This is a genomic window from Micromonospora sagamiensis (genome assembly GCF_014680085.1).
GTDB classification, from domain to species: Bacteria; Actinomycetota; Actinomycetes; order Mycobacteriales; family Micromonosporaceae; genus Micromonospora; species Micromonospora inyonensis.
On the sequence record NZ_AP023438.1, the window covers coordinates 802,341 to 816,544 of the forward strand.

A 14,204-nucleotide genomic window follows, 5' to 3' on the forward strand; every position below is an offset into this window, starting at 1 on the left:
AGATCTGTGAGTCGTCCATGACTTTCAGGCTTCCACCGGCACGATGCTGCCCGCCACGGCGGCGAGACCCGGTAGGTCGACGGCCTCGGGCGCGACGATGACGTTGACCCCGATCCCCGGCGCGACCAGCCAGAACGCCTCGGTCGCGCCGATCATGCCGGGTGCGGTGCCGATGCGGGATTCGATCAGTGCCGGGGTGCTGCTATCGCGCTCGTGGTATTCGGCGAGGAAGTCCCGCAGGTTGGCCAGGCTGGCGAGGCGGTCACCACGCAGGACGTGCACCCGCATATCGACTCGAGCGCCGTCGACGGTCTCCCGCTCCCACATCCGCGACGCGAACCGTACGTCGTCCCACTCGGTGGCGAATTCCGTGACCAGGTCACCGACACCGGCCCGGCACGTACCCGATCCGGAACCCGTCCAACTCCCCGCCCGACCGCCCCACGCACCCGACACGTCACTCCCCATCCCCGCGCTCCGCGAATCGGTCGGTCAATTCGATCGCTCCACCCATTGAGCCATTTCATCGTGACAGGGCTGGTCACGGGTGGTGGGGCAGGGCGGGGATCGACATAGGGCGAGGCTCCCGGTTAGACAGCACTCGACCAAAACCCGATGCCCCCACCGGGAGCCTCGCTGTGTTGTCTTACCCTGCCGCGATTCCCCTGTCCAACCGCACCCTCAACCGCCTCGCGGACCTGATCCGCAACCACCGAACGCAGTGCGGGCTGCCCTGATGCTGCGGGCTGACAACGTGCACGCAAGCAGCCTGGGAGTTAGCAACTTACGACCGGCCCCGCCTTAAGTCCACCTCGCTGAACTACAAGGTCATCTTGAACCACTTCAGCGAACCCAGGATCGCAACAATATGGGCCAATTGTCCGATTGGATGACAGGGATTGACACGGCAACATCTATGGCACAATGATGGCGCGATGGACGAGGCGTTCATGGAATGTGGCCCCGTCGTCGACGGCGCCCCCATCCGTCAAGGCGACATATTTATATTCCGCAACGCTCCAACGGATGACGTTTGGCAAAAGGCGGGGGTAATCGTCACTGCGGACTGCGACATCGCCAACAATAAACACGGCGGCATTCTGTCGTATGTGCCGATCATGCCGCTGCGCGACTACCTCGCATGGCGAATCATCCCCAGAATCGCGGGCGACCGCCGGAAACGCACCCTTCGACAAATGTCGGAGATGATCGCCCGGCTCGAAGAAGACCTGGGCATTAGGCCAGGGCTTTCCTTAAGCGCTATCGAGGTACTCGCCACCGTGGATGGAGGCCTGCGCGACCTCGACACTCACCTCGGAGGCGTAAAACCAAAGGATGCAGAGGCTCTCGCAGCAATGGTACATGAGGTTGGCGTATGCGGTCGGGTACAGGAGTCCTCAAACTACAACGAACAGTTCGCGGCATTAACGTCTATATACCAATCCTCCAAAAGGAGATCGGCAGATGAAGTACTGTTGAGCGATGTACGTGATCGACTCAAAAACCTGCCTGGCGATGTCTTCTTTATCAGTTCCCTAGACCAGGAGAACACCGGAGGATACGTCGCATATCTTCGACTGATCCGCGAAACACATCTACGCCAAATTTCCACCTCGTACTACCACAAGGACGGCCGAAGCGTTGTCGCCAGTCGTACCTCACGGCTGCGCGCACCGTACGTGTACCGTCTGACGCAGCAAATGGCAGACGTTTTTGCGGCGATCGGGCTTCCTGAAGAGTACGAAGCGGCACGTAACCTGATCTTTGAATCCCGTCTAGCGCCCGAGCCGAAACCGGAGTAAGAGTTGACCACCGACTACGTCTTCAGCATCGCATCTCTGCAAGCCTGCCTTGTGGCGGCCGAGACCAGTTGGTTTAGCAGCATGTCTGGCGACGAATGCGCAGAATGGCAGGTAGAGCGCGTCGAACTCGGTGACACCGTTTTCTTTATCCACGAGTCTGACGAACGGGCGACTCGACGCATTGTAATTCTGGACCAGGAACCCTTTGGTGTCGCCAACAGCCGCTGGATGAAGAAATCAATACTAGAGCGGGTTCACCGCGCCGCGATTGTAGCAGCTGCCCCACCGGTGTCCCTACCTCGCGACTGGTACGCCTTCCACCACAAGAACCTGTTTTCGTTCTTTGGGAGCCGCCGCACCAAGACGGACCGGATGAGCCGATGGACGGCCGAGAACAGGCCAAACGGCTCGGCTGATGTGTTGTTCTGGCGGCTCTCCCCGCCGAATCACATCATCACGCTGCAAGATTTCCGGCCTGACTACTCTCGATACGACGACGCAGTCCTCTTTTGGGAAGAGGCTCTGCACGAAGCCCGTACAAGATTCACGGATACGCCGCGCGACACTAGTCTGGTGCCACCGATGGTTGCGCTAAGCGCCACGTTCGACGCCACTTCTCGCGGCCGCACGTACACGGAATGGCTACCTCACCTTAGCGAGGACCAGCGGCGGTTCCTCGAGCGCACGCCGCCAGTCAAGCTGCGCGGCCCTGCCGGGACGGGAAAGACACTCTGCCTTCTCCTCAAAGCCATCCGCGAGGTGATTGAGGCACACCGCCAAGGGAAGCGCCTCCGGATCTTGTTCCTGACGCACAGCTGGGCAATGCAGACCCAAATTGATCAGCTTTTGCGCACCATGGACGAAGGAAACGCGGCCCAGGACATCGACGTGTTCCCTCTCTTCAGCGCCGGAAGCCTATTATTCAACACGATGTTGCCGGCAGGACTCGAGCCACTCGGCGAGGACAGCCACGAAGGCAAGCAGGAGCAGCTAGCCCGCGTCAAGTCGCTGCTGAGCCAAGCGGTTTTGACCGACTGGCCTGCCTATCGCAGCCGCGTGAGACCCGACTTCGCGCACACCGTCGAAAGCGATCCGGACGGCGACGACTTTCGATTGTTTGCCTGGGAGGTGCTGAACGAATTCGCCTGTGTTCTCGGCCCAGAGGGCATCGTGCCCGGCGCGCACGATGCAATTCAGGAGTATCGGGAACTCAAGCGTGCATCCTGGATGATGTCACTAGAGGCAGACGCCGAAAAAGACTTTATTCTTACTGTTTATGGTTACTATGTGGACAGTCTGCGCGCCGATAACCTGATCAGCTCGGATCAAATCATCAACGACTTCGTCAAGGATCTCGAGAAGAGTAGCTGGCAGTACCAGCGCCGGACCGATGGATATGATCTTATCTTCGTTGACGAACTACATTTATTCAATGAGCAGGAACGGCGCGCCCTCCATCACCTAACGAAGGATCCGAAGACCTATCCAAAGATGTTTATGGCGCTCGACCCCCGCCAGTCGGCGGAGATCGTTTACACCGGCGTCGCCGGTCGCTCCATCATCCGTGACGAGCCTGGGCGCGCTAGCGCGATCATGGGCGATGTAGAGCAGCATTCTCTCACCCGGGTGCACCGATTTGGGCAGGAGGTTCTAGCTCTGTTGCGGCACATCAACAAGAGTTGGCCGCAGCTCGACCTCGGCGACGACTGGGAACTCGATCTAGAACAGGTGCGTGCCAAATCCCCGTCAGCGAAGGCTCCAATGTTGCACCGGCATGCTGATGTACACGAGGAGGCTCGAAACGCGCTTCGTGCGGCTCGCGCATGGACCAATCGGCCGGACGGTGGCCGAGTGGCTGTCGTTCTCGTCGACAAGGACGCCTTGGATCTCTATGAGGCGGCGTTCGACTCAGACGTAGGACGGGTAAACGTGCTGGGCAGCCGGGACGACCTTGCCAGCCTGCAGTACGAGAAACGTACTGTTGTTGTGGCTCCGGCCGAGTACGTGGCTGGGCTACAGTTCGAAACGGTGATCGTGGCCGGTCTGCCGCGCATGCGGCGCCACGCGAGGTGGCCTCAGACGAGGCATTTGCTTTCCCAGCTCTACTTGGCGATCTCGCGCGCTAGCAATCACGTGGAGATCCATGTCAACAAGGCGAACGGGGCCTTGCCTGATGTATTGGAAACCGCCATCCGTGCCGGAGCATTACAGGAGATTCGGTAGCTTCGTTCAGCGGGCTTGATTGGCTACATATCCGCAAGGTGATGGTGTCGCTGGCTGACAGACGCCATCACTTTGCGCAGATAGAGCCGTCAGGAGCACGGACCTCGGCTGTCTCGAGATTCACGGAGTTCACAGAAGGCCCGGCCGGAATCCGGGCGGGCCAGTCAGCTACCGCTCGGCGACGAACACTCCGAGGCCATGGACGCCCTGCACCCAACCCTGCGTCTGGAGGACCAGGATCGCCTGACGGACGACGGTCGCGGACACGCCATGCTGCTCCTTGAGCTGCGCCGTCGACGGCAACTTGTCGCCGGGCGCCAGCTCTCCTGACTCGATACGCCCACGGATGTGGTCCGCGAGCTGCTCCCACTTGGGTTTGACGGGCATCTGCACTCCCAGGTCTGCACCGCCATTTGATCACGAGGCACTTCACGTGACAAGTAACGTGTTGTTGTTCTTGCTTTAGGTGACTAGTTGTGTAAAGCTCGGCTCGACCGGCTCCCAGGTCTGCAAACCCGGAGGCGGTCACTTCCCCACCGCAGTACGCGCCCGGTCGGCCGCTCCCCCTGGTCGGCCGGGCGTGCGGCGGAGCCTGCCCACGCCCGGCCCGTCGCGGAGCACAACGGCACGACGGCACGACGGCACGACGGCAAGGAGCGACGACCGACCCAGACGGGAGACACGCCCGTGCAGCACCTCTCCGATTTCGCGTCCGCGCAGGACACCGAGGACGCCGACGACATCCTCTTCGCCCATCCCGCCCGCCGGGTCGTCCGGCTGGTGTGCGGCTGCGGCGAGGACTACCCCTGCCCCGAGGTCCGGTTCGCCCTGCTGGTCAAGGGCCACCCGAACGGCACCCGGCCGTGAACCGGGGGCGCTTCACCACGTACGCCCGCCAGCAGCTCAACGACGCGCGCCGCACCGTCGTCGGGCACCGGACGGTGACGTACACCGGGATCTGCCGGGAGTGCGGGCGGCCCGGCCCGTGCGACGAGCAGCGCGCCGCGCGGACCCGCTTCGTGCACTACTCGGCGGCCAGCCTGCCCTGGCCGGAGACCCTGACCGAGTGCTGGCGGACGCTGGCGCTGCTGTACGCCCGGCTCGCCGAGGCGCGCACCGCCACGCCGGGCGGGACGACCGGCACGATCAGCCAGTCCGACCGGGTCGCCAGCCCGGCGAGCAACATTTTGGCCGGGCTGCGGGTGGCCCGCGCCGACGCCGAACGGGTCGCCGCGCTCGCCGCCCGGATGCGGCGGCGGGTCAGCGCCGCCGAGGACCTGCTGCGTCGTACGGCAGGGGTGGACGCGCTGGTCGCGGCCCGGCGCTGCGCGACGGCGGTCGCCCGGTTGGACCTGGTCGCGGCCCGACTCGCGATCGGCGCGCGGGCCGCCGACCGGCACGTCGCCCGGCTGGCCGGCACGCCCGCGCCCGCGCCGGGCAGCCGTCCCGCGCGGCCGGCGGCTTCGCCCGACCAGATCGCCACCGGGGTACGCGCGGCGGTGCGCCTGGTGCGCGACCGGCACCGCCGCGAGGGCATCGACCGGGGGCGGATGGCCCGCGAACGACGCCCCGGGGCCGGGCGACCCACGAACGACGTCTCCCGGGGGCGGGCGACCCGCCTCGGGCCGGACCAGGAGGGACGACGATGACGAAGGACCCGGAGACGGCGCTGCGCAGCCTGCTGCGTGGCCGGCTGGACCGCCACGAGCGGCAGGTGCGCGGTTTCGCCGAGCCCGAGTGGCAGCGTTGGGCGGATCTGCTGGCCGGGGCGCTGCTGGTGGCGGCGCGGCGGCGGTTCCCGCCAGAGCAGGACCGGGCCCCGCTGATCCGCTTCGTCGCCTCGGCCCGGGAGCGGTACGACGCCACCGGCCTGGACGTGGACCCGACGCTGGCCGAGGCGGTGCTGCGGGCGGCCCTCGGTGAGGGTTCTCCCCCGCCGGAGGAGGCGGCCACCCTGACCGCCCGGATCCTTCTCCTGCTCGGCCTCCTCGAGGACGAGGGCCTACCCCCGGCCGACCTGGACGACCTGCTCACCGCTGCCTGGCAGAGCGCCGAGGGAGCGGCCGGGACGGGTGCGTAGGGGGTGGCCCGGCGGCCGACCGGGGGGGGTGGTCGGCCGCCGGGCCACAGGTGGTGGTGACAGGAAGGTCCCAGGAGGTCAGCCGGTGACGGCGTTCAGGGCGGGCAGGTAGCCGTAGCGGTAGCCGTCGGCGTTCGGGTGGTACGCCTCGATCAGGCCGGTGACGTCCTTGATCCACGGGGTGCTGGCGCAGACGCCGTGCCCGGCGAAGTAGGAGCGGGTGTCGGAGAAGGTGGCACCGGCCGCCGCCGCCCGACCGGCGGTCACCGAGGCGAGCAGGTCGGCGGCTTCGTTGAGGATGATCCGCTTGGAGGTGCTCATCCCGAGCAGGCCGCACGATCCGGTCTCGAACAGACGCGGGTAGCCGAGCACGATCAGCCGGGCGTTCGGGGCGCGGCTACGGATCGCCGCGTAGGTGGCGTCGAGCCGGCCGGGCAGCACCGTGGTGGCGAACGTCTTCGCCTCGTTCACCCGGTTGGTGCAGTCCGACTCGCTGCCGAACCGGCAGTTCTCCAGGATGCTGGAGAAGCCGGCGTCGTTGCCGCCGATGGTGATGGTGACCAGGGTGGTGGTCGCGTCCAACGAGCCGATCTGCTCGTTCAGCACGTCGTCGGTCTTCGCGCCGCCGCAGGCCGGGAACTTGTAGCTGGCCACGGCGTGCTGCTGCGCCCAGAGCGTCGTGTACGACTTGGAGCTGCGCAGGCAGGTGTTGGGGTCGTACGAACCGGCGCCGACTCCGGAGGAGTAGGAGTCGCCGAGGGCGACGTAGTGGATGGCGGCGGCCTGGGCGGCACCGGGGACGAGCAGGACGGCGAGGGTGGTGGCGACCAGCGCGGCCAACGCGGTGACGGCACGGGCCAGCGGGCGGTGGGGCATGGACGGTCCTCCACATGACGAGGTGGTGGAACCTTCAGCCGCGCGCGTGGCCAGGGTCCGGGGCGGTTACCAGGCGGTAATGCTATCGAAACATCCCGATGCATGGAAGTGCGTGAGCACCTCCACGGATGGGCGGGAGGCGGGTCAGCGGACGGCTGGGCGGGACGCCGCGCAGGGCGGGTCCTGCTGCCACGTGTCGGCCACCCCGCAGTGGAAGACCTCGACCGGCTCGGCGGTCACGTCGGGCACCCGCTCCACCCGCATCATCGCCAGCCGCTTCTGCTCGGGCACACCGCTGTCGACGTCCACCCGGAGCAGCCCGGAGATTCCCCGGTAGCCGTCCCCGTCGATCTGGCGGAGCACCTCGGCGTGCACGCCGACCGGGTTGACCGCCTCGGGCCGCCACCGTGGACTGTCGTCGTGGTGCAGACGGGTGGCCAGGCTCTCCACCGCGCGGACCACCATCGTCGTGGCGTCGTAGGCGAGGCTGACCCGTTCGCCGACCTGGTCACCGCCGGGGACGCAGCGCGGCCGGTCGAGCAGGTCGTCGCTGGAGATCCAGCGCAGGAAGGCGGCCCCCGGCGGGGAGGCGGTCGCGCCCCGGGGTGGGCTGCTGCTGCTGTTCCTGAGCCGTGGACTCCCGCATCCGACATCCCCCACGTGGCCGTCCGTGCACACCGGAGCATGTCGCCCAGCGTGGCAAGCGCGGACGTCCCGGGGAGGCCGAGGCGGTGGTCGCCGACGCGGGGCTGCCCCGGCCGGTCGTCGGCGCCGCACCGCTGGCGGGCGCACGGACGGGGCAGCTCCACAGTGGCCGGTGCGCACGTCCCGGTCCGGCGCGCGACACGCCCGCCCGCAGGGACGGACGCGGCCGGCGGCAGGACGGGGCCGGTCCGGGGCAGGGACGGGTACGGCCGGCGGCACCGGGTGGTGCGGCCGGCCGTACCCGTGGCGGGGTCAGCGCGCGGCGAGCGGCCGCGTGGAGGCGGTCACCGGCGCGGGGAGCGTCCCCGCGCCGCCGAGGTGGGCGTGGATCGCGGCGGCGGCGGCCCGGCCCTCGGCGATCGCCCAGACGATCAGGGACGCGCCCCGGTGCATGTCACCGGCGACGAAGACCCCGTCGGCGTCGGTCTGCCAGTCGGGGCGGGCGTCGACCGCGCCCCGGGTGTTGCGGGTCACCCCGAACTGGGCGAGCAGCGGCTGCTCCTCGGTGCCCTCGAAGCCGATCGCCAGCAGCACCAGGTCGGCCGGCAGTTCCCGCTCCGAGCCGGGCACCGGCGTGACGATCCGCTGGCCGTCGCGCTTGGTGACGGTCACCTCGGCGATCCGGACCGCCCGGACGCCGCCGGTGCCGTCGTCGACGAACTCCTGCACGGCGACGGCGAAGACCCGCTGGCCGCCCTCCTCGTGGGCCGGGTAGCTGCGCAGCAGCCACGGCCAGGTCGGCCACGGGTCGCGGGCGGCGTCGCGGGTGTGCGGCGGCTCCGGGTACAGGTCGAGCTGGTGGACGCCGAGCGCGCCCTGCCGGTGCGCCACCCCGAGGCAGTCCGCCGCGGTGTCCCCACCACCGATGATCACCACGTGCTTCCCGGCCGCGTCGATCGGGGTCGAGCCGACCGGCCCGTCCCCCGCCTCGGCGACCGCGCGGTTGGCCGCGACCAGGTGTTCCATCGCCTGGTGGACGCCGCGCAGCCCACGGCCCGGGGTCTGCGGGGTGTCCCGGCCGGCGAGCGCACCGCAGGCCAGCAGCACCGCGTCGTACCCGGCGCGGAGCTGCTCGGCGGTGACGTCCACGCCGACGTTCACGCCGGTGCGGAACTCCACCCCCTCGGCGGTGAGCTGGACCAGCCGCCGGTCGATGTGCTCCTTCTCCAGCTTGAAGTCGGGGATGCCGTACCGGAGCAGGCCGCCGATCGCGTCGTCCCGTTCGTACACGGTGACCGCGTGACCGGCGCGGACCAGCTGCTGCGCGGCGGCCAGGCCGGCCGGGCCGGAGCCGACCACCGCGACCCGCCGGCCGGTCGGCGGTGCGACCGGCGCGGGGACGACCAGGCCCTGGTCGAAGGCGGCGTTGGCGATCTCCACCTCGACCTGCTTGATGGTCACCGGGTCGTCGCCGATGCCGAGCACGCAGGCCGCCTCGCAGGGCGCGGGGCAGAGCCGACCGGTGAACTCGGGGAAGTTGTTGGTGGCGTGCAACGACCCCACCGCCGCCGCCCAGTCCCCGGTCCGGACCAGGTCGTTCCAGTCCGGGATGCGGTTGCCCAGGGGACAGCCGTCGTGGCAGAACGGGACGCCGCAGTCCATGCACCGGGTGGCCTGCTCGCGCACGAGGCCCTCCCCGGCGGGCGGGTACACCTCCCGCCAGTCGCTGATCCGCACCGGCACCGGGCGGCGCTCCGGCAACCGCCGGGGATAGCGCAGGAAACCGTTCGGGTCAGGCACGAGCCACCTCCTGGGCCGCCACCGTCCGGTGGGCCGGCGCGGCCGGCGCGGACAGCGCGGTCATCACCGCATCGTCGACGTCGCGGCCGGCGGCTTCGGCGGCCCGCATGATGTCCAGCACCCGGCGGTAGTCCCGGGGGACCACCGCGGTGAACTCCTCCACCGCCTCCGGCCACCGCTTGAGCAGATCCTCGGCGACCGTCGACCCGGTCTCGGCGACGTGCCGGCGGACCAGGTCGTGCAGCAGCTCACGCTCCTCGTCGCGCAGCGGCGCGAGATCCACCAGTTCGGTGTTGACCCGACGGCGGTCCAGATCGTGCACGAAGGCGAGACCACCGGACATGCCGGCGGCGAAGTTGCGACCGGTCGGTCCGAGAACGACCACCGTGCCGCCGGTCATGTACTCGCAGCCGTGGTCGCCGACACCCTCGACGACCGCCGTCGCGCCGGAGTTGCGGACCGCGAACCGCTCTCCCACCCGGCCGCGCAGGAAGACCTCACCGGCGGTGGCGCCGTACAGGATGGTGTTGCCGGCGATGATCTGGTCCTCGGCGCGGTCGCCGGGCGCGGCCTGGGCGGACACGAACGGGGCGGCCCGGTCCGGGGTGACGACGATCCGCCCCCCGGAGAGACCCTTGCCGACGTAGTCGTTGGCGTCGCCGTGCAGCCGCAGGGTCACCCCGTACGGCAGGAACGCGCCGAACGACTGGCCGGCCGTGCCGCGCAGCACGAACTCGATGGTGTCGTCGGGCAGACCGGTGCCGCCGTGCCGGCGGGTCACCTCACCGCCGAGCATCGCGCCGACGCTGCGGTGCTCGTTGCGCACCGCCACCTCGACCCGGACCGGCGTGCCGTCACGCAGGGCCGGCCCGGCCAGCCGGATCAGCTCGTTGTCCAGGGCGTGCTCCAGGCCGTGGTCCTGGGCGCGGACGCCACGCCGGGCGGCGCCGGCGGGCAGCTCCGGCAGGTGCAGGACGCGGGCCAGGTCGAGCCCCTTGGCCTTCCAGTGCTCCACCGCCGGGGCGACGTCGAGCAGCTCGACCTGCCCGATCGCCTCCTCGATGCTGCGCAGCCCCAGCTCGGCCAGGTAGCCCCGGACCTCCTCGGCGAGGAAGAGGAAGAAGTTCTCCACGAACTCCGGGCTGCCGGTGAAGCGCTCGCGCAGCACCGGGTTCTGGGTGGCGATGCCGACCGGACAGGTGTCCAGGTGACAGACGCGCATCATCACGCAACCGGCGACGATCAGCGGTGCGGTGGCGAAGCCGAACTCCTCCGCGCCGAGCAGCGCCGCGACGAGCACGTCCCGACCGGTCTTGAGCTGCCCGTCGACCTGCACCGTGACCCGGTCACGGAGCTTGTTGATCAGCAGCGTCTGCTGCGCCTCGGCCAGGCCCAGCTCCCAGGGGGTGCCGGCGTGCTTGAGCGAGTTCAGCGGGGACGCGCCCGTCCCGCCGTCGTGGCCGGAGATCAGGATGACGTCGGCCTTGAGCTTGGCGACGCCGGCCGCGACGGTGCCCACGCCGACCTCGCTGACCAGCTTGACGTGCACCCGAGCGGCCGGGTTGACGCACTTCAGGTCGTGCACGAGCTGGGCGAGGTCCTCGATCGAGTAGATGTCGTGGTGCGGCGGCGGGGAGATCAGGCCGACGCCCGGGGTGGCGTGCCGGGTCCGGGCGATCCACGGCCAGACCTTGTTGCCGGGGAGCTGCCCGCCCTCGCCGGGCTTCGCGCCCTGCGCCATCTTGATCTGAAGGTCGTCCGCGTTGACCAGGTATTCGCTGGTCACCCCGAACCGGCCACTGGCGATCTGCTTGACCGCCGAGCGGCGTACCGGGTCGTAGAGGCGGTCGGAGTCCTCGCCGCCCTCGCCGGTGTTGGACTTGCCGCCGAGGCGGTTCATCGCCACGGCCAGGGTCTCGTGCGCCTCCGCCGAGATCGAGCCGTACGACATCGCCCCGGTGGCGAAGCGCTTGACGATCTCGCTGGCCGGCTCGACCTCCTCGATCGGCACCGGGGGCCGTACGCCGGTGCGCAACGTGAACAGGCCGCGCAGGGACCCGGCCCGCGCGGCGAGCGCGTCGACCTTGCTGGTGTACTCGCGGAAGATGTCGTACTGCCGGCTGCGGGTGGCGTGCTGGAGCAGGAAGACCGTCTCCGGGTTGAACAGGTGCAGCTCGCCCTCGCGCCGCCACTGGTACTCGCCGCCCACCTCCAGCCGGGGCGAGGCGGGGGTGCCCGGGGCGGGCCAGGCCAGGGCGTGCCGGGCGGCGACCTCGGTGTGGATGCCGTCCAGCCCGATGCCGCTGATCGTGCTCGGGGTGCCCCGGAAGTACCGCTCGACGAGTTGGGTGTCCAGCCCGACGGCCTCGAAGACCTGCGCGCCGCAGTACGACGAGACGGTGGAGATGCCCATCTTCGACATGATCTTCAGGACGCCCTTGCCGAGCGCCTTGACGTAGTTGCGGACCGCCTTGGCGGGCGCCACGCCGGGCAGCGCCCCGGTGGCGATCATGTCCTCGACGGACTCGAAGGCGAGGTACGGGTTGACCGCCGCCGCGCCGTACCCGATCAGCACGGCCGCGTGGTGCACCTCCCGGCAGTCGCCGGACTCCACCACCAGCGCGACCTGGGTGCGGGTCTGCTCCCGGACGAGGTGCTGGTGCACAGCGGCGGTGAGCAGCAGCGACGGGATCGGGGCCAGGTCGGCGTTGGAGTCCCGGTCGGAGAGGACCAGGATGCGCACGCCGTCCTCGATCGCCTCGGAGACGTGCCGGCAGATCTCGGTCAGCCGGGCCTTGATGCCCGCCCCGCCCTCGCGGAGCCGGTACAGGCCGGAGACCCGGACCGCCTTGAAGCCGGGCAGGTCCCCGTCGTCGTCGACGGAGAGGAGCTTGGCCAGCTCGTCGTTGTCGATCACCGGGTACGGCAGCACGATCTGCCGGCAGCTCGCCGGCCCCGGGTCGAGCAGGTTGCCCTCCGGGCCGATGGTGGTCTGGAGGCTGGTGACCAGCTCCTCCCGGATGGCGTCCAGCGGGGGGTTGGTGACCTGCGCGAAGAGCTGGTGGAAGTAGTCGTAGAGCAGCCGCGGCCGGGTGGAGAGCGGGGAGATCGGGGTGTCGGTGCCCATCGAGCCGATCGGCTCCGCGCCGCTGCGGGCCATCGGCGCGAGGAGGATCTTCAGCTCCTCCTCGGTGTAGCCGAAGGTCTGCTGCCGGCGGCGCACCGAGTCGTGGGTGTAGACGGTGTGCTCGCGGGCGGGCAGCTCGTCCAGCTCGATCAGCCCGGCGTGCAGCCAGTCGCCGTACGGCTGGGCGGCGGCCAGCTCGGCCTTGATCTCGTCGTCCTGCACGATCCGGCCGGCGACGGTGTCGACCAGGAACATCCTCCCCGGCTGGAGCCGCCCCTTGGCGATCACCCGGGCCGGGTCGAGGTCGAGCACGCCCGCCTCGCTGCCGAGCACCACGAGGCCGTCGGCGGTGCGCCACCAGCGGCCCGGACGCAGGCCGTTGCGGTCCAGCACCGCCCCGACGACCGAGCCGTCGGTGAAGGCCACCGAGGCCGGCCCGTCCCACGGCTCCATCAGGCTGGCGTGGAACCGGTAGAAGGCGCGCTTGTCGGCGCGCATGTCCGGGTCGTTCTCCCACGCCTCGGGGATCATCATCAGCACCGCGTGCGGCAGGCTCCGCCCGGCCAGGTGCAGCAGTTCCAGCACCTCGTCGAAGTTCGCCGAGTCGGAGGCGGCCGGGGTGCAGATCGGGAACAGCCGGCGGATGTTGCCCGGCAGCTTCACCGTCCGCAGCAGCGCCTCGCGGGCCTGCATCCAGTTCCGGTTGCCCCGGATCGTGTTGATCTCGCCGTTGTGGGCGATGAACCGGTACGGGTGCGCCAGCGGCCAGGACGGGAACGTGTTGGTGGAGAACCGGGAGTGCACCAGGGCGATCGCGCTGGTCACCCGACTGTCCCGCAGGTCCGGGTAGTACGCCGGGAGCTGGTCGGGAGTGAGCATCCCCTTGTAGACCATGGTGCGCCCGGACAGCGACGGGAAGTACGCGGGCACACCCCGCTCGGCGGTCTCCCGCTCGGTCTGCTTGCGGACGCAGAACGCCACCCGGTCCAGGTCGAGACCGGTCAGCGGGGAGCCGGCGGGACCGTCCGGCGAGTCGGTGAGCCGGTTCGCGGCGAGGAAGAGCTGCCGGACCCGGGGCATCGCGGCCAGGGCGGTCTCGCCGAGGTCGCTCGGGTCGACCGGCACGTCCCGCCAGCCGAGCACCTCGGCCCCCTCGACCAGGGCGTACTTCTCCAGCACCCGGCGGGCGCGGGCTTCGCCCGCGTCGTCGTCGGGGAGGAAGACCAGACCGGTGGCGTACTGGCCGGCGGGTGGGAGCGGGAAGTCCACCACGGCGCGGAGGAACGCGTCCGGCACCTGGATCATGATGCCCGCGCCGTCACCGGTGTTCGGTTCCGCGCCCCGGGCGCCCCGGTGGTCGAGCCGGCACAGCGCGCCGAGGCCGTTCGCGACGACCTCGTGGGAGCGTCGCCCGTACAGGTCCGCCACGAAGGCCACACCGCAGGCGTCGTGCTCGTTCGCCGGGTCGTAGAGGCCCTGGGCGGGAGCCGCACCGGCGTGCGGGCGCGGGCCGGCGGACGGGGCGGACTGGGGGTGGGGAGGGTACGGAAAGGCCACCGGGCCTCCTGTCGTCGCTCAGGTGGTGACACGGTCGGGACGACGTCGGCCCTCAAGGGTCTATTGAGTCTACGTTAGGGCGCGACCCGCAAGA

At 69.5% G+C, this 14,204-nt stretch carries 11 protein-coding genes and 1 pseudogene; 6 read left to right on the top strand and 6 right to left on the bottom strand.

Translation table 11 applies throughout. From position 1 onward, the window contains the following. Positions 1–24 precede the first annotated feature (24 nt). Positions 25–468: a hypothetical protein gene (locus IGA62_RS03100; RefSeq protein ID WP_145816365.1), complete on the bottom strand. Its 444-nt coding sequence runs from the start codon at positions 466–468 to the stop codon at positions 25–27. A 170-nt stretch (positions 469–638) separates the two neighbouring features. Between IGA62_RS03100 and IGA62_RS03105 the strand changes: the two are divergent. From IGA62_RS03105 to IGA62_RS03115, 3 genes and pseudogenes are all read left to right on the top strand, one after another. Next, positions 639–722 (top strand): annotated as a pseudogene (locus IGA62_RS03105) (IS5/IS1182 family transposase); the annotation flags it as partial. A 213-nt stretch (positions 723–935) separates the two neighbouring features. Beyond that, the gene (locus tag IGA62_RS03110) at positions 936–1,802 is read left to right on the top strand and encodes a hypothetical protein (protein ID WP_145816363.1); all 867 of its coding nucleotides are present in this window, start codon (positions 936–938) and stop codon (positions 1,800–1,802) included. A 3-nt stretch (positions 1,803–1,805) separates the two neighbouring features. Beyond that, positions 1,806–4,025: a UvrD-helicase domain-containing protein gene (locus IGA62_RS03115; RefSeq protein WP_145816361.1), complete on the top strand. Its 2,220-nt coding sequence runs from the start codon at positions 1,806–1,808 to the stop codon at positions 4,023–4,025. A gap of 168 nt (positions 4,026–4,193) precedes the next feature. Here IGA62_RS03115 and IGA62_RS03120 read toward each other — a convergent pair whose 3' ends face one another. Next, positions 4,194–4,418, bottom strand: a complete 225-nt coding sequence (locus tag IGA62_RS03120) for a winged helix-turn-helix domain-containing protein (RefSeq protein ID WP_377464366.1) — start codon at positions 4,416–4,418, stop codon at positions 4,194–4,196. A gap of 294 nt (positions 4,419–4,712) precedes the next feature. Here IGA62_RS03120 and IGA62_RS03125 point away from each other — a divergent pair, with 294 nt between their 5' ends. The 3 genes from IGA62_RS03125 to IGA62_RS03135 are packed head-to-tail and all read left to right on the top strand — an operon-like array spanning position 4,713 to position 6,105. Next, positions 4,713–4,892 (top strand): hypothetical protein, encoded by a 180-nt coding sequence (locus tag IGA62_RS03125; protein ID WP_145816358.1) that lies wholly within the window; start codon positions 4,713–4,715, stop codon positions 4,890–4,892. Next, positions 4,889–5,674, top strand: coding sequence for a hypothetical protein (locus IGA62_RS03130; RefSeq protein ID WP_145816356.1), 786 nt, complete (start codon positions 4,889–4,891; stop codon positions 5,672–5,674). The genes IGA62_RS03125 and IGA62_RS03130 overlap by 4 nt, the downstream gene beginning before the upstream one ends. Further along, the gene (locus IGA62_RS03135) at positions 5,671–6,105 is read left to right on the top strand and encodes a hypothetical protein (protein ID WP_145816354.1); all 435 of its coding nucleotides are present in this window, start codon (positions 5,671–5,673) and stop codon (positions 6,103–6,105) included. Before IGA62_RS03130 ends, IGA62_RS03135 begins: the two co-directional genes overlap by 4 nt. Before the next feature lie 78 nt (positions 6,106–6,183). On the opposite strand, the gene IGA62_RS03140 is transcribed toward IGA62_RS03135, so the two are convergent. From IGA62_RS03140 to gltB, 4 genes are all read right to left on the bottom strand, one after another. Beyond that, a complete protein-coding gene (locus IGA62_RS03140; RefSeq protein ID WP_145816352.1) occupies positions 6,184–6,981 on the bottom strand; it encodes an SGNH/GDSL hydrolase family protein in 798 nt (265 codons plus the stop codon). 144 nt (positions 6,982–7,125) lie between these two features. Continuing rightward, positions 7,126–7,641: a hypothetical protein gene (locus IGA62_RS03145; protein ID WP_145816350.1), complete on the bottom strand. Its 516-nt coding sequence runs from the start codon at positions 7,639–7,641 to the stop codon at positions 7,126–7,128. A gap of 297 nt (positions 7,642–7,938) precedes the next feature. Then, positions 7,939–9,426 carry a glutamate synthase subunit beta gene (locus IGA62_RS03150; RefSeq protein WP_145816348.1) on the bottom strand — a complete coding sequence of 496 codons (1,488 nt, stop codon included), beginning with the start codon at positions 9,424–9,426 and terminating at the stop codon, positions 7,939–7,941. Then, positions 9,419–14,110, bottom strand: coding sequence for a glutamate synthase large subunit (gltB, locus tag IGA62_RS03155; RefSeq protein ID WP_145816346.1), 4,692 nt, complete (start codon positions 14,108–14,110; stop codon positions 9,419–9,421). Before gltB ends, IGA62_RS03150 begins: the two co-directional genes overlap by 8 nt. Between the last annotated feature and the right edge of the window lie 94 nt (positions 14,111–14,204).